Annotated in this window: 21 protein-coding genes; 12 read left to right on the forward strand and 9 right to left on the reverse strand. The window is 39.7% G+C overall.

Annotated elements, in window-relative coordinates:
* Window positions 1-65: 65 nt before the first annotated feature.
* The 3 genes from MKL35_RS09000 (at window position 66) to sbmA (ending at window position 3,900) form a co-directional block, all read left to right on the forward strand.
* Window positions 66-1,037 (forward strand): patatin-like phospholipase family protein, encoded by a 972-nt coding sequence (locus MKL35_RS09000; RefSeq protein ID WP_002051248.1) that lies wholly within the window; start codon window positions 66-68, stop codon window positions 1,035-1,037.
* Between the two features lie 195 nt (window positions 1,038-1,232).
* On the forward strand, window positions 1,233-2,468 hold the full coding sequence (locus MKL35_RS09005; protein ID WP_004712107.1) for a threonine ammonia-lyase: 1,236 nt from the start codon (window positions 1,233-1,235) through the stop codon (window positions 2,466-2,468).
* Between the two features lie 235 nt (window positions 2,469-2,703).
* The gene (gene sbmA / locus MKL35_RS09010; protein ID WP_032010095.1) at window positions 2,704-3,900 is read left to right on the forward strand and encodes a peptide antibiotic transporter SbmA; all 1,197 of its coding nucleotides are present in this window, start codon (window positions 2,704-2,706) and stop codon (window positions 3,898-3,900) included.
* A 40-nt stretch (window positions 3,901-3,940) separates the two neighbouring features.
* Here sbmA and MKL35_RS09015 read toward each other — a convergent pair whose 3' ends face one another.
* Window positions 3,941-4,690 (reverse strand): DUF4850 domain-containing protein, encoded by a 750-nt coding sequence (locus tag MKL35_RS09015; RefSeq protein ID WP_032010097.1) that lies wholly within the window; start codon window positions 4,688-4,690, stop codon window positions 3,941-3,943.
* A gap of 125 nt (window positions 4,691-4,815) precedes the next feature.
* On the opposite strand from MKL35_RS09015, the gene MKL35_RS09020 reads away from it, so the two are divergent.
* A complete protein-coding gene (locus tag MKL35_RS09020) occupies window positions 4,816-5,883 on the forward strand; it encodes a DUF1176 domain-containing protein (RefSeq protein WP_032010099.1) in 1,068 nt (355 codons plus the stop codon).
* Window positions 5,884-5,966: 83 nt separating this feature from the next.
* The gene (locus MKL35_RS09025) at window positions 5,967-6,485 is read left to right on the forward strand and encodes a hypothetical protein (protein WP_032010100.1); all 519 of its coding nucleotides are present in this window, start codon (window positions 5,967-5,969) and stop codon (window positions 6,483-6,485) included.
* A gap of 78 nt (window positions 6,486-6,563) precedes the next feature.
* Here the strand turns inward: MKL35_RS09025 and MKL35_RS09030 are convergent, their stop codons facing one another.
* The 5 genes from MKL35_RS09030 to gatC all read right to left on the reverse strand — a co-directional run bounded on the left by MKL35_RS09030 (window position 6,564) and on the right by gatC (window position 11,199).
* Window positions 6,564-7,142, reverse strand: coding sequence for a DJ-1/PfpI family protein (locus MKL35_RS09030; protein WP_032010102.1), 579 nt, complete (start codon window positions 7,140-7,142; stop codon window positions 6,564-6,566).
* 169 nt (window positions 7,143-7,311) lie between these two features.
* Window positions 7,312-7,776: a hypothetical protein gene (locus MKL35_RS09035; protein ID WP_031953275.1), complete on the reverse strand. Its 465-nt coding sequence runs from the start codon at window positions 7,774-7,776 to the stop codon at window positions 7,312-7,314.
* A 107-nt stretch (window positions 7,777-7,883) separates the two neighbouring features.
* Window positions 7,884-9,353 carry an Asp-tRNA(Asn)/Glu-tRNA(Gln) amidotransferase subunit GatB gene (gatB, locus tag MKL35_RS09040; RefSeq protein ID WP_004712122.1) on the reverse strand — a complete coding sequence of 490 codons (1,470 nt, stop codon included), beginning with the start codon at window positions 9,351-9,353 and terminating at the stop codon, window positions 7,884-7,886.
* Window positions 9,353-10,831: an Asp-tRNA(Asn)/Glu-tRNA(Gln) amidotransferase subunit GatA gene (gatA, locus tag MKL35_RS09045; protein ID WP_032010103.1), complete on the reverse strand. Its 1,479-nt coding sequence runs from the start codon at window positions 10,829-10,831 to the stop codon at window positions 9,353-9,355. Before gatA ends, gatB begins: the two co-directional genes overlap by 1 nt.
* A gap of 53 nt (window positions 10,832-10,884) precedes the next feature.
* Complete coding sequence (gene gatC, locus MKL35_RS09050; RefSeq protein WP_000107699.1) at window positions 10,885-11,199, reverse strand: Asp-tRNA(Asn)/Glu-tRNA(Gln) amidotransferase subunit GatC; 315 nt, start codon at window positions 11,197-11,199, stop codon at window positions 10,885-10,887.
* A 133-nt stretch (window positions 11,200-11,332) separates the two neighbouring features.
* Between gatC and MKL35_RS09055 the strand changes: the two genes are divergently transcribed.
* From MKL35_RS09055 to MKL35_RS09080, 6 genes are all read left to right on the forward strand, one after another.
* The gene (locus tag MKL35_RS09055) at window positions 11,333-12,373 is read left to right on the forward strand and encodes a rod shape-determining protein (RefSeq protein ID WP_000601379.1); all 1,041 of its coding nucleotides are present in this window, start codon (window positions 11,333-11,335) and stop codon (window positions 12,371-12,373) included.
* Between the two features lie 16 nt (window positions 12,374-12,389).
* A complete protein-coding gene (gene mreC, locus MKL35_RS09060) occupies window positions 12,390-13,247 on the forward strand; it encodes a rod shape-determining protein MreC (RefSeq protein ID WP_002051136.1) in 858 nt (285 codons plus the stop codon).
* On the forward strand, window positions 13,234-13,725 hold the full coding sequence (gene mreD / locus MKL35_RS09065; protein ID WP_002051447.1) for a rod shape-determining protein MreD: 492 nt from the start codon (window positions 13,234-13,236) through the stop codon (window positions 13,723-13,725). The genes mreC and mreD overlap by 14 nt, the downstream gene beginning before the upstream one ends.
* Window positions 13,713-14,273, forward strand: coding sequence for a Maf-like protein (locus MKL35_RS09070; RefSeq protein ID WP_032010104.1), 561 nt, complete (start codon window positions 13,713-13,715; stop codon window positions 14,271-14,273). The genes mreD and MKL35_RS09070 overlap by 13 nt, the downstream gene beginning before the upstream one ends.
* Before the next feature lie 113 nt (window positions 14,274-14,386).
* Window positions 14,387-15,841 (forward strand): ribonuclease G, encoded by a 1,455-nt coding sequence (rng, locus tag MKL35_RS09075; protein ID WP_004712131.1) that lies wholly within the window; start codon window positions 14,387-14,389, stop codon window positions 15,839-15,841.
* Window positions 15,842-15,982: 141 nt separating this feature from the next.
* Complete coding sequence (locus MKL35_RS09080; protein WP_001103036.1) at window positions 15,983-16,156, forward strand: PA1571 family protein; 174 nt, start codon at window positions 15,983-15,985, stop codon at window positions 16,154-16,156.
* Between the two features lie 29 nt (window positions 16,157-16,185).
* Here MKL35_RS09080 and MKL35_RS09085 read toward each other — a convergent pair whose 3' ends face one another.
* Both MKL35_RS09085 and MKL35_RS09090 read right to left on the reverse strand, forming a co-directional pair.
* On the reverse strand, window positions 16,186-17,571 hold the full coding sequence (locus tag MKL35_RS09085) for a WS/DGAT/MGAT family O-acyltransferase (RefSeq protein WP_022575720.1): 1,386 nt from the start codon (window positions 17,569-17,571) through the stop codon (window positions 16,186-16,188).
* Between the two features lie 172 nt (window positions 17,572-17,743).
* Window positions 17,744-18,478 carry a phosphoadenylyl-sulfate reductase gene (locus tag MKL35_RS09090; RefSeq protein WP_016803908.1) on the reverse strand — a complete coding sequence of 245 codons (735 nt, stop codon included), beginning with the start codon at window positions 18,476-18,478 and terminating at the stop codon, window positions 17,744-17,746.
* A 184-nt stretch (window positions 18,479-18,662) separates the two neighbouring features.
* On the opposite strand from MKL35_RS09090, the gene thrH reads away from it, so the two are divergent.
* Entirely contained in the window at window positions 18,663-19,280 is a 618-nt protein-coding gene (gene thrH, locus MKL35_RS09095; protein ID WP_002051289.1) for a bifunctional phosphoserine phosphatase/homoserine phosphotransferase ThrH, read from the forward strand.
* Between the two features lie 57 nt (window positions 19,281-19,337).
* Here the strand turns inward: thrH and MKL35_RS09100 are convergent, their stop codons facing one another.
* Window positions 19,338-20,768, reverse strand: a complete 1,431-nt coding sequence (locus MKL35_RS09100; RefSeq protein WP_016803909.1) for an OmpP1/FadL family transporter — start codon at window positions 20,766-20,768, stop codon at window positions 19,338-19,340.
* Between the last annotated feature and the right edge of the window lie 176 nt (window positions 20,769-20,944).

Here is a 20,944-nt window from a genome sequence, read left to right on the forward strand (position 1 = left end):
CTTTTCACAAAATGAGCAACTAAAATTGCAATTCGGAAATTAATGTCATAGCGCAAAGATGGGCCATGAAACAGCTTAAATTGTGGGTTCTCGGACTTTCTATGGTGTTGGCTGGGTGCCAGACCACCTCACACTTATCTGCCTTAAAACCACAAACGGCAGAGGCATATTCACGTTTTGTCGACCAGCCTTTTGCACAGCTTAAGAAGCAGCATAAAAAACCAGTTGTCGCATTGGTGTTAGGTAGTGGAGGTGCTCGAGGTTATGCACATATTGGTGTTATTGAAGTCTTAGAGCAACATGGTATTCGCCCTGATTTTATTGTAGGAACTAGTGCAGGTAGTATTGTTGGGGCAATTTATGCCAGTGGAAAAACACCTGATGAACTGCGTGATACCGCATTAAAAATGAAAGCGGGTGACGTTCGTGATATCAGTATTGGTTTAAAAGGTTTTTTTGACGGGAAAAAAGTTGAAGACTATGTAAATCAGCAAGTAAATAATTTACCACTCGAAAAAATGAAAATACCAATGTATGTGGTCGCAACAGAGCTTAAGCATGGTACCAAAACAGTATTTAACTACGGCAATACTGGGCAAGCTGTAAGAGCCTCAGCCTCAATACCAAGTATGTTTGTCCCCACTAAAATTGGTAAATCTGAATATGTAGATGGCGGTTTAGTGAGTCCGGTTCCTGTTGAAGTAGCACGAGACTTAGGTGCAGATGTCATTATTGCTGTAGATATTCTGGCTCAACCGATCTATACGGAAACCTCGAATGTATGGGGGCTGTTTAACCAGAATATTAATATTATGCAAGGGCGTTTAGCTGCTGAAGAACTTCAATATGCAGATGTCGTGATTCAACCGGATTTAAGAGAAAAAGCGCATATTTTTGATGTAAAAGGCCGTGAAGCTACTATGCGAGCTGGTGTTGAGGCAGCAAATGCAAAACTGTCGGATATTCAGTTTGCGATTGATGAAAAAATAGCTGAACAGAATCTCTCTACCGATGGATTAAGCGCTCAGTCAAAATAAATTAAAAGCAAGTATATGAAAATTAAATAAAAGCCCGAGAAGGGCTTTTTTGTTGAAAAATAAAAGATTTGTATGTACTGACAAAAATTTTTGTATAGTGGAGTTATGCTGAAAACTACTCATGACAGATATGAGAAATTCATGCTATTTTCAAAAAAATAATTGATTTGTAACATATTGAGGCCGATTAATTAGATGATTCAGCAACAGGTAAAACATGAGTTTCCAACATTAGAAGATATACATGCCGCTGCAGAGCGTTTAGATGGTTTAGTGGTTAAAACGCCTTTTGTTTTTTCAGAAACCATTTCTAAAACTTTAGGGGCAGAAATGTGGCTGAAATTTGAAAATCTACAATTTACGGCTTCTTTTAAAGAACGGGGCGCATTAAATAAGCTTTTAAGTTTATCTGAGCAGGAAAAGCAACATGGTGTAATCGCTGCTTCAGCCGGTAACCATGCACAAGGCGTCGCTTATCATGCTCAGCGTACGGGTGTAACTGCAACGATTGTCATGCCTAAATCGACACCCAATGTAAAGGTACAACGTGTACGTGAATACGGTGCACGGGTTATTTTGCATGGACAAGACTTTTCAGAAGCTGCTGCTGAAATGCACCGTGTTGCTCAAGAAGAATCATTAACCATTATTCATCCTTTTGACGATGCTGAAATTATTGCTGGTCAAGGCACCATTGCACTTGAAATGCTAGGTGCCGTACCTGACTTGGACATATTGGTGGTCCCTATTGGCGGTGGTGGTCTCATTTCAGGTATTGCGATTGCGGCAAAATCGATAAATCCTAAAATTAAGATAATCGGGGTTCAGTCGGTTGTTTACCCAAGCATGGCGAAATTGCTTTGTAACTATCAAATTGCGGTTTCATTAGGTTCAACCGTAGCTGAAGGTATTGCGGTTAAAACTCCGGGTGAGCTTACGACCCAAGTGGCTAAAGAATATGTTGATGATATTGTGGTAGTCACTGAAGACATGATTGAAGAAGCGATTGCGCTGTTGCTTAACATTGAAAAAACAGTGTGCGAGGGAGCAGGGGCGACAGGTATCGCTGCAATTATGTCTCGACCAGATCTATTTTTAGGTCATAAAGTCGGCGTGGTGTTATCTGGGGGCAATATTGATACACGTGTAATGGTTTCGGTATTACAGCGTCACTTAACGCGTACGGGGCGTATGGTTCGTATTCGTGTTGAATTACCAGATAATCCGGGGGCTTTAGCACGTTTAACAGCAATTATTGCTGAGCAGGGAGGTAATATTTATGAACTGCGCCATGAACGCTTTGCTGCCACAAGTCGCGCAAAAGAAAGTGCGGTAAGTGTCGATGTTGAGTTAAAAAGTGCTCCAGATCTGGAACCTTTAATTCAGGCTATGCAGCTTGAAGGCTATATTGTTCGTAAAGAAGAGATTTAAACACCCATATTGCTATGATATAAAAGCTGTATATGGCTCTTAAGGGGGTCATATGCAAAGCAATTTAAAAGGATTAAATTGCAAAAAGGATGAATTTACAAAAAAACGATCAAATCCTTCAATGAAACGGGAAAAACTGACAATTCTCTAAACTTTGCCCTTCACAATTTTAAGGTTTAGGTTTTAGTATTCTCCTCATTGCAAATTTGAAGAAATATAGGGATAACAACGCTCAATGTTCAAATCTTTTTTTCCGTCACCACGGTATTTTTTTATATCGGCGGTTATTTGGATCGCACTAAATATGGTGCTCTGGTACACAGGTGGAAACACATGGGGAACTTTTATCGGCTTTGCTCAAGGCTATCATCAAGCTCAATTACCTGTTGGCGTTAGCCGTTTTTGGTCTCCAACTTTCTTATGGTTTTATGTCTGGTTTTTAGTCTCCACAGCATTGTTTGCTGGTTTTTGGAAAATTGTTTCTAAGAATCCGTGGCAGCGTTGGTCTATCTGGGGATCAGCATTTATTTTATTTAATATCTGGTTTGGTGTTCAGGTCAGTGTTGCCATTAATGCATGGTATGTACCATTTTGGGACTTAATTCAAAAAATGCTTTCTGATGGAGGTGGAGACCTTTCAGCACTATACAGCGAAACTCTAGTTTTTCTTTATATTGCAATGGTTGCTGTGACCTTGGCCGTAATTAATGCTTTTTTCACCAGTCATTATGTATTCCGTTGGCGTACGGCAATGAATGAATACTATACGGAACATTGGGAAAAGCTTCGCCATATTGAAGGTGCTTCGCAGCGTGTACAAGAAGATACGATGCGTTTTGCGACTATTATGGAGGACCTAGGTGTTGAACTGGTAAAAGCTGTGATGATTTTAATCGCGTTTTTACCTATTTTATTTCAACTTTCTAAACACGTTCCCGTTTTACCAATTGTTGGTGAGTTAAACCACTCTTTGGTATGGGCTGCAATTGTATGGGCTGCTTTTGGTACAGTTCTACTCATGGTGGTTGGTATTAAATTACCAGGTCTACAATTTAACAATCAAAAAGTAGAAGCAGCTTATCGTAAAGAACTAGTTTATGGTGAAGATCATATTGAACGTGCAAAACCGGCTACTTTAAAAGAGCTTTTTAGTCGAGTCCGTACAAACTATTTCCGTCTTTATTTTCATTATGCTTACTTTAACTTGGTAGCAACTTGGTATAAGCAATTAGACATTTTATATAGTCTAGTTGTCTTATTCCCTGCAATTGCGAGTGGGAAGATGACCTTAGGCTTAATTAACCAAATTGGTGGTGTATTTGATAAGGTTCGTGAATCATTCCAATATCTAATTAGTTCATGGAAAACAATTATTGAACTACTTTCGATTTATAAGCGTTTAAAAGCTTTTGAATCTATATTGCATAAATAAAAGTAAACCCGCGAAAGCGGGTTTTTTTATAAGGATTGAATTAGTGTGTTGCATTATAAAAATTAAGGATAGGACCAACCAAAGACTGCTGAGATTTATCTAAGGTGACTTGAATCTCTTTATAGTTAAATGTGTCTTCATCATCATACTTGGCAATACCATGCGTTTTATTGTTCACTTGTGGAATTTGGTAGCTAAAAAAAGCCATTTTTTTAGAGGGATGAACGATGTTAATGAGTTTTTTAGGGTCTTTGAATCCGCCAAACTCATTTTCAACACTTTCTTTTAACAGTTCAGGAAAATACAGCGTTGCATTTGGTAATCCACACCCAACGCAAAAAGAAGAGTCATAAAGTTCTATCGCTTGTTTTTGATCTGGACTCATTGCTAAAGCAAAACCAGTTCCATTTGCACCTGCATTTGCTTGTACATCTTGCCAATTTCTTGGAACAAGTACTAAACCTGTTTCAGGTAATGCAAGAAGCTTGAGTTGCTTGGCATGTTGAGCATCAAGTTTAAAATTAAAGCTGCAGCTTTTAAGCGTGCATTTTTCAAAATTTTTAAGTAAACCATCTTCTATTGGGTTTTGTGCAGTAACGCCATAAAAAGGGACTGCAACGCCGTTTAAAAAATTTGCTTCTCCAAGCTTATAGAATTGATTATCTGCTTTGCGGGTTGCAGCAGAGCTATAAAATTGGGGGAAATGAGGAGTAAAGTTTTTTACTTCTGCATAAACAGTTGAATTTAGGCTGACTAATGATGCCCATAAAAAAGAATTTAATTTTTTCATTTTTAGAAAGTAATCAATTTAAAATCTTATATAAATCTAACATATTCTTTTAAACTATAAGGTAATTCAAAATTGAATACTGTTTTTAACTTCATAATAAAAACAGACTTATAGAGATATGGAAAATGAAAAATATACTTTCAATTTGCTGCTTAGCGGCAATAAGTTCTTATAGTTTTGCTCAAGACATTAAATGCATTTCATTTTCTCATCAAGAATGGGAAATTTATTGTAGTAATACAGGTACTTGTAAGGCTGCTGGCTATCAAAATGAAGACAATGGTGATAATCCAGCTTCAATTTTAGTAACGCGTAAAGCAGGGCCAAAACAACCTGTACAAGTTGAGTTTGCTTTGTCTGACTATGAACAAAGCATGCCTGCAAAGCAGCTTAAAAATATCCATTTTTATGTCAATGGCAAAGACTTAGGACCGGTAGCTGTAGATGGTACTGAGCTGCCAATTATGGGTAAACTAAGTAGCTTACAAGCTAACGCTCTACTACAGCAGTCTAAACAGAAAACTGAAATTGTATTTAAAAATACTCAGCATCAATGGAAAATTTCCGATGAAGGAATGACTGCTGTGTTATTAAAAATGGATGATTTTCAAAAGCGTATCGGAACGATTGGGGCTTTAGTCAAAAAGGGCAGTGCCAATGAAAATCAAGTACTTATGCCTGAGCCAAAACTAGTTGTGAAGCGTATTCGTACTTCAACCAAACCTTACTTAACTTTACAGCCAAAAAGTAAACAGTACCAAGCAATATACCGTAGTTTGATGGCAGCTAAGCCGAATCCGAAAGAAGACGGCTTTTGTGAAGGCGTTTATGGTGGGAATAGTGATGGAGCTGAACCACAAGAAATTGAACTATATAAATTAACCAATAAGAAAGTTTTGGCGACTACCTTGTGTTGGAGAGGTGCTTATAACGAAGGGTATGGTGCTTGGGTACTAGATGAGTCTTTAAACGGTAAAGCGACTTTTGTGACTGAGACAGCTTCAGATTTTGATAGCGGTTTGATTAGTAGTACTCAAAAGGGAAGAGGCATTGGAGATTGCTGGGCAAGTGAAGAGTGGGTATGGGATGGTAAGAGTTTTGTACACACGAAAGATATGTGGACAGGCATGTGTAAAGGCTTGGCAGCAGGTGGAGTGTGGGAGCTTGATCGAATAGAGTCTGTGGTGAAATAAGTATTTTGTGGTTACAGAGTCATAACAGGTAACGTTAGTGACTCTGTGATAAAAAGAACAGATTATTTATTGGAGCTAGACCTATGTCACGTCATCTTTACGCTATTGCTCGCCGTAAGTTTTCACACCTGAGCCGTTCAATATGTGTGGCGGCGGCTGTACTAGGCACAACACAAATTGCAATGGCTGGTCCAACGGTCGATCAGCTCAGTGATTGTTTAGTTAAAGCAACGACAGCTTCAGATAAAACCACGGTGCTTCAATGGACATTTACCGCTTTAGCGGCTCATCCAGATTTAAAAACATTTAGTAATGTAACGCCTGAGCAAAAAGATCAGTTAGACCAAAAACTGGCTCAAGTTTTACAGCGGATAATTGTAGAGCAATGTTCTGCTCAAACAAAGGCCGTGATTAAAGCAGAAGGTGTGAAGGCAGTTGGAGAAGCTTTCCAGCAGTTAGGTCAAAGTGCTGGTGAAGATATTGTTAAAGACCCAGCCGTTAAACAGCAGTTGCAGGGCACATTACGCTATATTGATTTAAATAAATTGGTGACAACGTTTTTAACACCAGAAATTTGGAATAAATTAGGAATTACAAGATAAAAAATCTAGTTTTCTATTTTAATAATAAAGCCTGCTATCTAAGTGCAGGCTTTATTGTATTTGAGATGAAGAATCTTATTAGATACTAATCTTAGCGCCTAAAACTTTCACAAACTGTGCTAACCAAGCTGGATGTGCAGGCCAAGCTGGTGCTGTCACCAAATGCCCATCTGTAACGGCTTCAGTCACAGCAATATCTGCATATTGCCCACCTGCGAGTTTTACTTCGGCCGCACATGCTGGATAAGCCGAGCAGAGACGGTCTTTTAAAATGTCTGCCGCAGCGAGTAACTGAGCACCGTGGCATACGGCTGCAATTGGTTTTTTCACTCTATCAAATTCACGTACAATTTCGACAACACGTTCATTCATACGTAAGTACTCTGGTGCTCGACCACCCGGAATAACTAGACCTACATAGTCTTTAGTATTAACGGCATCAAAATCATAGTTAATCGCAAAGTTGTGGCCACGTTTTTCGCTATAAGTTTGTTCACCTTCAAAATCATGAATAGCCGTCGCAATATGGTCGCCGTTCTTTTTATTCGGGCAAACAGCATGCACGGTATAACCTAAACCTGTTAAGAACTGAAATGGAACCATAGTTTCATAGTCTTCAGCATAGTCACCGACTAACATTAAAATCTTTTTAGACATGATTTATCCCTCTTTTTAAAATATAAGTGATTTCTATTTTTAATTTAAATTAGCATAACGGTAGTGTGATTTTTAGGAAAAAGCTCATTCTTTAGTCGAAGAGTGTTTCGTAAGTGATATAAAAAAAGCCTCGATAAATCGAGGCTTTTAAATTTATGGGATCTACTTTTTATAACTCACAAGCTTTACCTTCATATTCATGACGGTTTACAACGTATTCTTGACCATTCCATCGATAAATAGCAGAACAGAAGCCTGGTCCCCCATTTTCAATATCAGGCCAGCCATCTTTGCCTTTAGTTTTCAAAAAGGTGGGAAGGCCAGAGTTGCTAAAGAGTTTTTTCCATTGACCGTCTTTTTGCTGTGAAACAATATAGTAGCCAACCCCTGTATTGCCATAACACATACTGCTACTATCTTGAATAACTGCATCTTTATGACCATCACCATTTAAATCTTTATAAATAATAATTTCACCAGTATCACAGTTACCTTTCCAGCCATGTTTTGTTTTTTTGAAATTTGCAGCTTTAAAAATAGATGCTACTTCACTCTTTGGGACTTGAACCGTTTGAGCAAAAAGTGTCGAGTTTATTAACAATAAAGAGGTCGTAATAAGTAATTTATTTATCATGAGTAACTTGTTCAGCATAGTTTTAGCTTAAAAATTATTGTGGATTCATTGCATTTCAAAATAGATAAAAACCCGCTCTAAAGCGGGTTTTTTTTAATTAGATTGATTTAACCAATCAATTTTTTCATTAATTCATTGACTTGCGCAGGGTTGGCTTTACCCTTAGATGCTTTCATGACTTGACCAACAAGACCATTAAAGGCTTTCTCTTTACCAGACTTGTACTCTTCAACCATTTTTTCATTGGCTGCAAGTACTTCTTTAATGATTGCTTCAATTGCACCAGTATCGGTTTCTTGCTTTAAGCCTTTTTCCGCAATAATGTCATCGGCAGATTTACCTTCCGATTCCCACATAAAACCAAAGACTTGTTTAGCAATCTTACCGCTAATGGTATTGTCAACAATACGTGCAATCATGCCGCCAAGCTGTTCAGCAGAAACAGGTGAGTCAGCCAAATCTAGGCCTGCTTTGTTTAAAGCACCAGAGAATTCACCCATTACCCAGTTTGCAGCAATTTTACCTTGCTTCGCACCACCAGCCGCAGCAACAACAGCTTCATAGAAGTCCGCCATTTCGCGTGAGAGCGTAAGTACGTGTGCATCGTATTCAGTTACACCAAAGTCTGCAATAAAGCGTGCACGGCGTGCTGCTGGCAACTCAGGCATAGTTGCTTTGATGGCCTCAATTTGCTCATCTGGAATAATTACTGGTAACAAGTCTGGATCAGGGAAGTAGCGGTAGTCATTCGCTTCTTCTTTAGAACGCATAGAACGCGTTTCCATTTTATTTGGATCGAACAAACGAGTTTCTTGATCAATTTCGCCGCCCCATTCCAAAATTTCCATTTGGCGTTCAATTTCCACATTGATCGCTTGCTCAATGAAACGGAATGAGTTGAGGTTTTTAAGCTCACAGCGTGTGCCAAACGGTTGTCCCGGACGACGTAAAGACACGTTACAGTCCGCACGGAATGAGCCTTCAGCCATGTTACCGTCAGAAATACCTAACCAACGTACTAATGTGTGAATTGCTTTGATATAAGCAACCGCTTCTTCAACCGAACGCATGTCGGGTTCAGAAACGATTTCAAGCAAAGGTGTTCCGGCACGGTTTAAGTCAATGCCAGACATACCTTCAAATTGGTCGTGTACAGATTTACCCGCATCTTCTTCAAGGTGAGCACGAGTTACGCCAATACGTTTAGTCGTACCATCTTCAAGTTGAATGTCGATGTGACCCAAGCCCACAATTGGGTTATCCATTTGGCTAATTTGATAACCTTTTGGAGAGTCAGGGTAGAAGTAGTTTTTACGTGCAAACACAGATGCTTGGTCGATGTAAGCATCAATACCTAAACCAAAGCGAATAGCGAGATCAACCACTTTTTCATTTAAAACTGGAAGTACACCCGGCATTGCTAAGTCTACCAGGCTCGCTTGTGTATTTGGGTCTTGACCAAATTCAGTCGATGAACCAGAGAAAATTTTAGAATTGGTTGCAAGCTGAGTATGAATCTCAATACCAATAACGACTTCCCAACCGTCAATCAATTTCAACTTTTGAGCTTCAGCCATTATGCATTCTCCTCAGCAATTGCCGCACGTTGAGTATGGAAATCGGTATTTTGTTGATATTGATGAATAATTGACAACAGTTGTGATTCTGACCAGTAGTTACCAATTAATTGTAAACCGACTGGTAAGTTATCTTTATCAAAACCAACAGGAGCATTAATGGCTGGTAAGCCTGCTAAGTTCACTGCAAGTGTATAGATATCGCCTAAATACATTTCAGTTGGACTTAAGTTCGCACCGATTTTATATGCAGTTGTTGGCGCAGAAGGAGCTGCAATCACATCTACATTTTCAAAGGCTTTTAAAAAGTCTTGTTGAATTAAACGACGTACTTTCTGTGCTTTCACATAGTAAGCATCGTAATAACCTGCAGAAAGCGCATATGTACCAATAAGGATACGGCGTTGAACTTCTGGACCGAAACCTTCTGAACGAGAACGTTTATAAAGATCCATCAAGTCTGCTGGGTTTTCACAGCGGTAACCGTAGCGAACACCGTCATAACGTGACAAGTTAGAAGATGCTTCCGCTGGTGCGATGAGGTAATACGTTGGTACATAAGCTTCGGTCATGTTGAGGTCAATCTCAACAAGCGTTGCACCCATTTCTTCAAGCTTTTTCAAAGACTCTTCAACACGTGCTTTTACGTCGGCATCTAAACCTGCAACGTTAAAGTACTGTTTAGGAATACCAATACGTAAACCTTTTACAGATGTGCCATTTAAGTTTGCAACGTAGTCATCAACTTCTTTTTTAACCGAAGTTGAGTCTTTTGCATCATGGCCTGCAATTACATTCATGAGGTAAGCACAGTCTTCAGCAGAGCGTGCCATTGGACCTGCTTGGTCTAATGATGATGCATAAGCAATGATCCCGAAACGAGATACACGACCATAAGTTGGTTTTAAGCCTGTTAAGCCGCAGAAAGACGCAGGTTGGCGAATTGAACCACCTGTATCGGTACCTGTAGCAAATGGTGCTAAATCAGCAGCTACAGCCGCAGCCGAGCCACCTGATGAACCACCAGGTACATGGTCAAGTGCCCAAGGGTTGCTTGTTGCGCCTACATATGAGCTTTCAGAAGTTGAACCCATCGCAAACTCATCCATGTTCACTTTACCTAAAGTGACAAGACCAGCTGCTTTAGTTTTTTCAACAACAGTTGCATCGTAAGGAGAAATAAAATTATCTAATATTTTTGAACCAGCAGTGGTTTTAATACCTTTGGTACAAAAGATATCTTTGTGAGCAAGTGGAATACCCGTTAAAGCAGTTGCATTACCTGCTTTTAAAGCTACATCGGCTGCGTCAGCTTCAGCAAGTGCTTGCTCAGGTGTAACCGTCACATAGCTTTTTACCAGTGGGTCAATTTTAGCAATACGTTTTAAATAGTGTTCAGTCAGTTCGCGAGACGAAAACTTCGCTTGGCTTAAGCCTTCAGCAAGTTCGCGAATTGATAAGCGATGTAAATCAGTCATGAGTAAAATTTCTTTACATTCAAAATAGGGAAGATGTGTTAATTGAGTAAAAGTTATTCAATCACGCGAGGAACAAGATACAAACCATCTTGAGTTGCAGGCGCAACTGCTTGGTATTCGTCTCGATGATTGCTTTCAGTTACCACATCAGCACGTAAAGGTTGAGGATTGTCAAAAGGACTCTTTAAAGGTTCTACGCCTTCCGTATCAATGCCTTTTAAGGTTTCCATCATGCCTAAAATTTTATTTAGACTTTGAGCATATTCAGCAGATTGCGTATCATTGAGCGACAATCGAGCAAGATTGGCGATTGCTGAAACTGTTTGTGCATTTAAATCTGCTGAATGCTGTGCATCCGATGTAGACATAACATCACCTAATCAGTATTAAAAATTTTCAAAATATCGTGCGTTATAATAAGCGATTGACTTGTTCAAATCATCACATTTAGTTTAAAGTTGCCACCTTGCATCCACATGAAAGTTTAACTGAGAACGAACCGTGATTCTAAAACGACTAATTGGCTTGTTTTCGCCGGATCTAGCCATTGATTTAGGTACAGCAAATACACTTATTTATGCACCAGGCCGCGGCATTATATTAAATGAACCAACAGTTGTGGCAATTCGTCACAGTGGTTCACAAAAAATTGTTGCTGCTGTAGGGCTAGATGCTAAGCAAATGTTAGGCCGTACACCTGCGAATATTTCTGCAATTCGTCCAATGAAAGACGGTGTAATTGCAGATTTTGAAGTGACTGAAACCATGTTGAATCAGTTCATTGGTAAAGTTCACGAAAAACGTTTGTTCCCACCTGCACCTCGTGTAGTTGTATGTGTACCATGTAAATCAACTTTGGTCGAGCGTCGCGCAATTCGTGAAGCCGTATTTAATGCTGGTGCACGTGATGTACGCTTAATTGAAGAGCCAATGGCTGCAGCAATTGGTGCTGGCATGCCAGTTGAACAAGCATGTGGTTCTATGGTTGTGGATGTTGGTGGTGGTACAACTGAAATTGCAATTATTTCATTGCAAGGTTGTGTCTATGCCGATTCTTTACGTATTGGTGGCGATGTATTTGATGAGCAAATCATTAATTATGTTCGTAAAGCTCACGGTTGCGTAATTGGTGAAACCACAGCTGAAATTATTAAGAAAGAAGTAGGTATGGCTGTTTCTGATGGTACGACATTAGAAATTGAAGTACGTGGCCGTAACCTTGCAGAAGGTGTACCTCGTGCGATTACTGTAACTTCTGACGAAATTACTCAAGCGATTTCTGACCCATTACAAAGCATTGTAAGTGCGGTGAAATCTGCTCTTGAACAAACTCCTCCTGAACTTTCTTCTGATATTGCTGAGCGCGGTATTGTGTTGACAGGTGGTGGTGCGTTACTTCGTAACCTCGACAAATTGTTAGCGCAAGAAACTGGTTTACCAGTTGTTGTTGCTGAAGATCCTCTTACTTGCGTGACCCGTGGTGGTGGTAAGGTATTGGAATTCTTCGACAACCCGAACCATGACATGCTTTTCGTCGGTTAAGTTTAAGGATTAGGCGGTGCAACCGAATATTTTTTCAAGACAGCCGCCATCTTTCCGCTCGTTCATTATTGCGGTCATTACATGCTTGGTTGTGCTGTTCTTTGATTGGCGCATGCCTTATGTAATTCAGCCAGCAAGGGATGTCTTGTACGCTGCATATAATCCAATTTATGCGCTTGCAAGCTATCCGGTACTGTCGAGAGAATGGCTGAATCAACAAACTAAATCTGAAACACAACTGCGCCGTGAAAACACTGCAATGCAGGCTGAGTTGTTACAGGCTCAGGTTCGTTTGCAGAAACTATCTGAATTATCTGCTGAAAATACCCGATTACGCGGTTTACTTGATACGCCATTAATTATTGATGGCCGTATGGAAATTGCCGAAGTGATTGGAACAGATGCCGATCCGCTACGTCACATTATCATTATTAACCGCGGTTCAATGGATCACCTTAAGGTGGGTCAAACGGTTCTAGATGATAAAGGGATTATGGGGCAAATCATCAATGTATATCCTCATAGTTCACGTGTGATGTTACTTTCAGACAAAGAGCATTCACTCTCTGTTCGTTTAGAGCGTACAGGTATGCGTGCGATTGTTTCGGGAACTGGTGATTTAGGTCGCTTGAAAATGGAATATGTTCCGACTAGTGCAAATATTCAGGTTGGCGATAAAGTATTGAGTTCTGGCTTAGGTGAGCATTTCCCTGCAGGTTATGCAGTAGGTACGGTGGCTAAAATCCGTCGTCATAATTCAGGTGAGTTTGCTGAAATTGATATTACTCCAGCTGCTCAGCTTGCAACAGGACATCACGTGGTTGTGCTTTTCTCTGACTCATTAGCGAAGGAGCAACCTTATGCCGATCGCTAAACTGAAGCGTGAGAAGCGTAAAGATCCACTATGGGGAATTATTCTCTCCGTTATCGTGGGTTCTGTGCTCATGGTTTACCCACTTTCCTACGATATTTCTGGCTGGCGTCCATTGTTCATGCTTATGATCATGTTGTTTTGGGTCGTTTGCCAACCAACATGGTGTGGGGTGTGGTTTGCATTTGGCATGGGAATTTTTACAGACCTTTTGCTTGATGCACCTTTGGGCTTAAATGCCTTAAGTTTTGTTATTGTTACCTTTGTTACCCGCTTTTTAATACGTGAACGTCGGATTTTAACTTTCGTTAATTTATGGACGATTGCCATTTTAGTGATTATTGCTCACTTGGCATTTATGTGGGTAACCCAAACGATGGGGGGCATTCATTTTTCGATTGCTCGTCATTGGCAACCATTAATAACAAGCATCTTAACTTGGCCTGTTGTTTATTATTGTTTAGCAAAATGGCGCATTTAGTTTTAGCTTCCAGTTCTCCGCGTCGTAGAGAATTGTTGCAACAGTTGGGCTTAAATTTTGAAATTTATAGCCCTGATATTGATGAATCTATTCATAATGGTGAGCTGGTTCATCAATATGTTGAACGTTTAGCAAGAGAAAAAGCGCAAGCTGTATTAAATATTTTTCCAGATGCCGTGGTTATTGCTGCCGATACAAGTCTTGGGCTTGATGATCAGATTATTGGTAAACCTGACTCAAAACAGCATGCCTTTGAAATCTGGAAACAATTATCTGGCCGTTGGCATGATGTGTTTTCCGGAATTTGTATTGCGACACAGCAGCAAATCTTGAGTCAAGTAGTGCAAACTCAAGTTGAGTTTGCACCAATGACTGCGCAAGATATGGAAGATTATTGGGCCACAGGTGAACCTGTAGGGAAGGCCGGTGCATATGCAATTCAAGGAATTGCTTCGCAATATATTCCCAAAATTCAAGGAAGTTATAGTAATGTGGTAGGGCTTCCTTTGTACGAATTTTCACAGTTATTCAAAAGAGTGAAGACATAAGGGGTTGTTGATAATTCTTGATTGAATTGCATTGTCGATGAATAGTGGACAAAGCGACATTAACAGTCCCTCTGACTCTTTAATAAAAATTTTATAATGCTTTGAGTTTATGTATGTCAGAAGAACTACTTATTAATGTCACACCTATGGAGTGTCGGGTGGCATTAATCGAAAATGGAACTGTTAATGAGCTGTATGTTGAACGTACAGTGAAGCGAGGACTTGTCGGCAATATCTACAAAGGTAAAGTTGTCCGCGTGCTTCCGGGCATGCAAGCGGCTTTTGTTGATATCGGATTATCTAGAACAGCCTTTTTGCATATTAATGATATGGTTTGGCCTCGTTCACAGCCAACTCCCAATGTTTTTGAATTACTTCATCCAGGGCAAATTCTGACCGTTCAGGTGATGAAAGACATGCTCGGTACCAAAGGTGCTCGTCTAAGTACAGATCTTTCTATTCCTTCTCGCTATTTAGTTCTTATGCCGTATGGTAACCATATTGGTGTTTCACAGCGTATTGAGTCAGAAGAAGAGCGCGAACGCTTACGTAATATCATCGAAGGTATTCAGGCAGAGCATAATCTACCCGGTAGTGTGATTGTCCGTACTGCTGCTGAAGGCGTAGATGATGCTGAGATTGCGCAAGATATGTGTTACCTCAGCAAGCTATGGGAATATATCCAGCGTAAACAAGTGGATGTTGCAGTTCCTTCTTTAATTTTTGAAGAACTACCACTACCACAACGAATTATTCGTGATTTGGCAAGCGAAGAAACAGCAAAGATTTATGTCGATTCGAGAGAAATTCACGGAAAACTGCGTGAGTTTGTAGATGAATTTGTGCCGAATATGCAAAGCCGCTTGATTCATTATCCGGGTGAACGTCCATTATTCGATCTCTATAACGTCGAAGAAGATATTCAAAAAGCTCTACAAACACGCGTTGCTCTAAAGTCTGGTGGTTATCTAATGATTGACCAGACTGAAGCCATGACTACCATTGATGTCAATACAGGGTCATATGTCGGTGGTCGTAGTCTCGAAGACACAGTCTTTAAGACCAATATGGAAGCGACTCAGGTGATCGCACGTCAGCTCAGACTAAGAAATCTGGGCGGTATTATCATTATTGATTTTATTGACATGCAAGAAGCCATTCATCGTGAAGAGGTGATGCGTCAATTTGAAAAAATGCTTGAACGTGATCACGCCAAAACAAAAATCACACAGGTGTCTGAACTTGGCTTAGTCGAAATGACACGTAAAAGAACACGTGAATCATTAGAACACTTGTTATGTGAGTCTTGTCCAACGTGTCAGGGGCGTGGTTTTGTCAAAACGGCAGAGACAGTGTGTTACGAAATATTTCGAGAGATATTACGATATACGCGTGCATTTGAGTCTACGAGTGGCTTTACTGTCGTTGCTCATCCTTCCGTAATTGACCGATTATTAACGGCAGAAGCCCCTGCAGTGGCTGATTTAGAGCACTTTATCAACAGAGTTATTAAATTTCAGGTCGAAAATTTATATACGCAAGAGCAATACGATATCATTTTAAGTTAAAGTTGTAACAAGATATCGCTTAATCCTTGTTACAACTGAAATTTTACTTTCATTCATGAATTTTAAATACTACTTGCATACAGTAGCCGTAGACGTTCTCCCTGTTTAAAACGTCTTAGCAAACAATAAGAGGTATAACCCATGAATGTAAGTGAAAACCTAATTAGCAACGGTCTTAAACATGTTTTAGAAAGCACGCCAGTAAATAGCTGCTATATGTTGAATGACCAAGGTAAAGAAGTACCGATTACAACTGCGATGATCCGTTCAGTATGTCATCAGTTGCTTAACCAGTGCCGCGCAATTAAAAAATAAGGGGCCATTTCAAAGCCCCTTAATTTTTCTTAACTTGCTGAATGATGTTTCAGCTGTTTTTCCTCAATAATTTCTTCAAACCGTTGAATCTCATCTTCAAGATGGGTTAAAAGGTTTTGCATCTTAGGTAAAGCATTTCGACATGCTGTTAAACCCACTTCAAGCTTATCCAGATAGCTTGTCATCGTAATATTAAGCGCTTGCCCATCCATGACTATAGAAGCAGGGTAGAGCGCATCTAATTTCGCACCATTCCAATAAAGTGGCTCACGTGGGCCAGGTACATTAGAAATCACTAAATTGAATGCCTGACGCTTAGGAAGCATTCCAGACATGATGTTTAGACCTGCTGGGCCATAAACTACAGCGCTATAGTTTAAAATCTCATTTGCAGTCATTCGGCTAAAGCGTTGCTTTGAATTTTGCATACTACGGCGAATAATTTCGAGTCGTTCTAGAGGCTGGTCTTTATGGGTCCCCAAATTCGCTAGAATCATCGTAATGCGATTACTTACGTCAGAGTCATCTGTACGCAGTGAAGCGGGCACCATCGCAATAAGAGGCTTTTTAGGCAAGCTATTATGGCTAATCAGGTATTCACGTAATGCCCCAGAACATACAGCAAGTACGACGTCATTAATGGTCACACCAAGCGCTTTAGAAATCTTTCTAAGGCGACTTAATTCAAAAGATTGGGCTGCAAAGCGACGTGAAGCGCTTACGCGTTGATTCAAAATTGAAACTGGCGCCTGAAAAGTCGATACATAGTCAGGATTTTTCCCCATTTCTTTAAAGATGGTTTGTGATAACTCATGCATGACCTTCGGAGTAACTTCAAGCTGTGACTTGATGCCTCCTAAAATACTTTTGATTTTACTAGTACTTGGTTTTGGTACTTTTAAGCGTTTTGTTCTTTTACTTTCTACGCACCAAAGTGGAACCACATGTTTTTCTTGTGGTGTTTTTGATAGAGACTTCTCAATTAAGCGCATACCCGCAACGCCATCTACCATGGCATGATGTATCTTAAAGTACATCGCGAAACGATTACCTTCAATCCCTTCAATAATGTCGCAGGTCCACAGAGGTTTTGCTCGGTCAATTAAAGAGCTGTGCTGCTGCGAAATATACACGAGTAATTCACGAATTCGGCCAGGATGAGGCAAGGCAATATGACGAAAATGATGATCGATATCGAATTCTTCATCTTCATCCCAAAATAAGCCATTTAAACGGTTATTAAAGGGAGGGACAGGAATACTTTTTGATTGGCGAATTTCTTCTACTAAATCACGAACAAAAGTTTCAGGGGCATTTTCAGGAATTTCAAATAAAAACAATCCGCCAACATGCATCGGTTGTTGTCTTTTTTCTAACGATAGAAAAATAAAATCAATAGGGTGTAATGGACGCATAACTCGTTGTGCCTCATGCTTTTTTCTAAGAAGCCCTTAACTGAGCTCTTATTAGAATTATAGAACCGTAAAATTTAGTATATAGCGTTTATTACAGATTAAATATGACTTTGTGTACGAGATATAACTGTAAAAAAAACCACTGATTCATCAGTGGTTTTTTTATACCAGACTATTTTTTTAAGTTGCCTGCATGTAAGCCACATTCTTTTTGTGTTGCTTCTTCCCACCACCAACGGCCTTCACGTTCATGCTGGTTTGGAAGTACTGGACGTGTACATGGCTCACAGCCAATAGAAACAAAACCACGCTCGTGTAGAGGGTTGTATGGAATTTCCATCATGCGGATGTAACTCCACACATCGGCACTAGACCAGTTCGCAAGCGGGTTATATTTAATAAGTTGCTTGTCTGGTCCTGAGAAACCAACATCTGCTTGTACCACCGGAATTTCAGTACGTGTACCTGGACTTTGGTCTTTACGCTGGCCTGTAATCCAGCCATCTAAAGTCGCAAGTTTCTTACGTAAAGGCTGAACTTTTCGAATGCCACAGCACTCTTGGTGTCCATCTTTAAAGAAGCTAAATAAGCCTTTTTCATTCACCATGCTTTGCACAGCTTCAGGTTCAGGGAAGCAAATCTCGATATTAATATTGTAGTGTTTACGAACAGTTTCAATAAATTGATAAGTTTCAGGATGCAGCCGCCCAGTATCAAGACTAAAAACACGGAAGGGTTTACCTAAACGTGAAGCCATATCAATTAAGACTACATCTTCTGCTCCAGAGAACGAAATTGCGATTTCACCTTGTTGGCTTAATGCAAGCTCTAAAATCTCACGTGGGCTTTTAGCTGCATATTCAGTCGCGAGAGCATCAACGATATCAATAGTCGGAATAACGGTCATGGGTGTTCCTGGCAAAAGGCTTGGGCGCATTGTGTTATGAAAAATATTCTAAAGGATAGTGAATAAATTGCTTAGCACTTTAATTTCGATCCTTATGAATAAAATTGATTTGATCAATAACAACGCAAATCTGAAAATCTTAATGGTATGATACAGCAATTTTTAACCAACGTTGGAAGCATTCATGGAAATCGTATGCCTAGATCTTGAAGGAGTTTTAGTTCCTGAAATCTGGATCAATTTCGCAAAAAAAACAGGGATTAAAGAACTAGAAGCAACAACTCGTGATATTCCCGATTATGATGTTTTAATGACGCAGCGTCTGAATATTTTAAAACAACATGGTCTAGGCCTAAATGATATTCAAGAAGTTATTGCCGAGATGGGGCCATTACCAGGTGCCAAAGAGTTTGTTGAATGGGTGAGTAATCATTTCCAACTGGTCATTTTGTCCGATACTTTCTATGAGTTTGCTCATCCTCTAATGAAGCAATTAGGCTGGCCAACAATTTTCTGTCACAAATTAGAAACTGATGAAAATGGGATGATTACAGCTTATAAACTTCGTCAACCAGACCAAAAACGCGAGTCAGTTAAAGCGCTTCACGGTTTAAATTTCCGTGTAATCGCGGCAGGAGATTCATATAATGACACAACCATGCTTGGTGAAGCTGATCATGGCTTCTTATTTGATGCACCTGCCAACGTGATTGCGGAATTCCCACAGTTCCCAGCAATTAATGGATATGATGCCCTAAAAGAAGCAATCCGTTCAGTTTCGCAGCGTAATATTCCTGCTTAAGAATGGACAATAAAAAAGGCGCTTAAAGCGCCTTTTTTATATGAATGAGTTTGAAACTTAGAATTTATAGCCAAGTTTTAAACCATAGGCGATCGCATTGTTATCAGAGAATTCTGCAACATATTGATCACTACCAGCTTGTGCACCAGTTTGTGCTTTAGCATCACCCAACCAGAAGTATTTCACACCACCAGCAATAAATGTTTGTGGAGTAGGGCTATATTGAACGCCTACACCTACGTTCCAGTAACCTTCTGTTGGGCCTAATGTAGTCACCGGGTTACCTGCGCCAGAATCCCAACCTACAGAGACATTACCTGCCCATTTTTCATTAAGCTTACGACCTACACCAGCATTCACTGTCCATTGATCGTCTGAATATTCAACTAAGTTAAAGCCATTTGGACGGCCAACTAGCCCACCTACAGCTTCTGAAACTTTACCAAATTTATATGGTTGAATTGAGAAGTCTTTCCAGTTCACCCAACGAACATTGGCAAATGCAACGGTATCTGCCATGATCCCTGTTTGAAAATCAAGGTTAACAGACTGTGGAGTAGTAATTGTCGTTTTACCAGATGTATTAATTGCTTGAAGTTTAGATGCTGGAACATCTAAACCACCAAGTACTGAAGTAAGACCAGGGAAGTTTAATAAAGATAAATTTTCATTAATATCTACTTTATGGTCAATTTCAGAACGATAAGTTACAGATGCTCTAAGTGCGATTTCAGGAATTTGATAAGCTGCACCTGCTAACCAACCAGCACCTGTAGTTTCTTTGATATTTGCATCATAACCATTATAAAGGCTATACGCTTGACCTCGTAAACTTACATTACCTTTAACTGTTTGTAATACAGGACCTGCGTAGAAATTAAAGTTTTTCGTTGGTTGATAACCAAATACAAAAGATAAGTTTTGAGTATCAACTTTAACTTTAGTTCCACCATTACCTAAATAATTATTTGCTGCAGCAAGAGCACCAGCTAAAGTTTGGAATTGTTTACTTGCTAAAACTTGGCCTTTTGCTAAAGCTAAAGTTTGGTCATTGATAGGTGCACCTTGTGCTTGCAAAGCTTCAGTTGCTTTTTTAGTAACAAGACCATCGATAGCTGCTGCTGATAAAACAGTATCAGTACCTGGATGAGATACGAATACATTGTTACCTGAATATTCTGCATCTGCTCCAAATGGTTGGTCATAGAGTAGACCAAAAGAGAATTTATCGTTAAGTTGTAGTTTTAATGCAGCACTTGGGAAGTAGTAATCATTACCCATATCGTCAATATTACGACGAGTTGCGCTTGATCCTGCTTCTTTACCCTCTACAGTTGGGTCTAAAACAGAGATACCTGCTTCAAAATAATTACCAGGTTGAAAGAATGCAGACATTGACTGTCCAGAGCGATCCAAAGCTGCTGCAAAAACCCCAGTTGCAGGCAGCGTTGCTAAAATCATTGCAGTGCTCAGATGTTTTAATTTCATTTTAATCTTTCCTTGAACTTCAAGACATTTTTTTAAAAGTAACAGAGTTAAACCGTTTAAACTGTGTTGCCTTCAAAGCTTTTAATTACAAGTTTCAAAGCTTTGATAACTCCATGTAACAAAAATAGCATAATTACACTAAGAGTAAATCTGTTATATGAACTGGGGAGTACTCA

The sequence above is a fragment of the Acinetobacter sp. AOR41_HL genome, from assembly GCF_027854645.1.
Lineage (GTDB): Bacteria > Pseudomonadota > Gammaproteobacteria > Pseudomonadales > Moraxellaceae > Acinetobacter > Acinetobacter nosocomialis.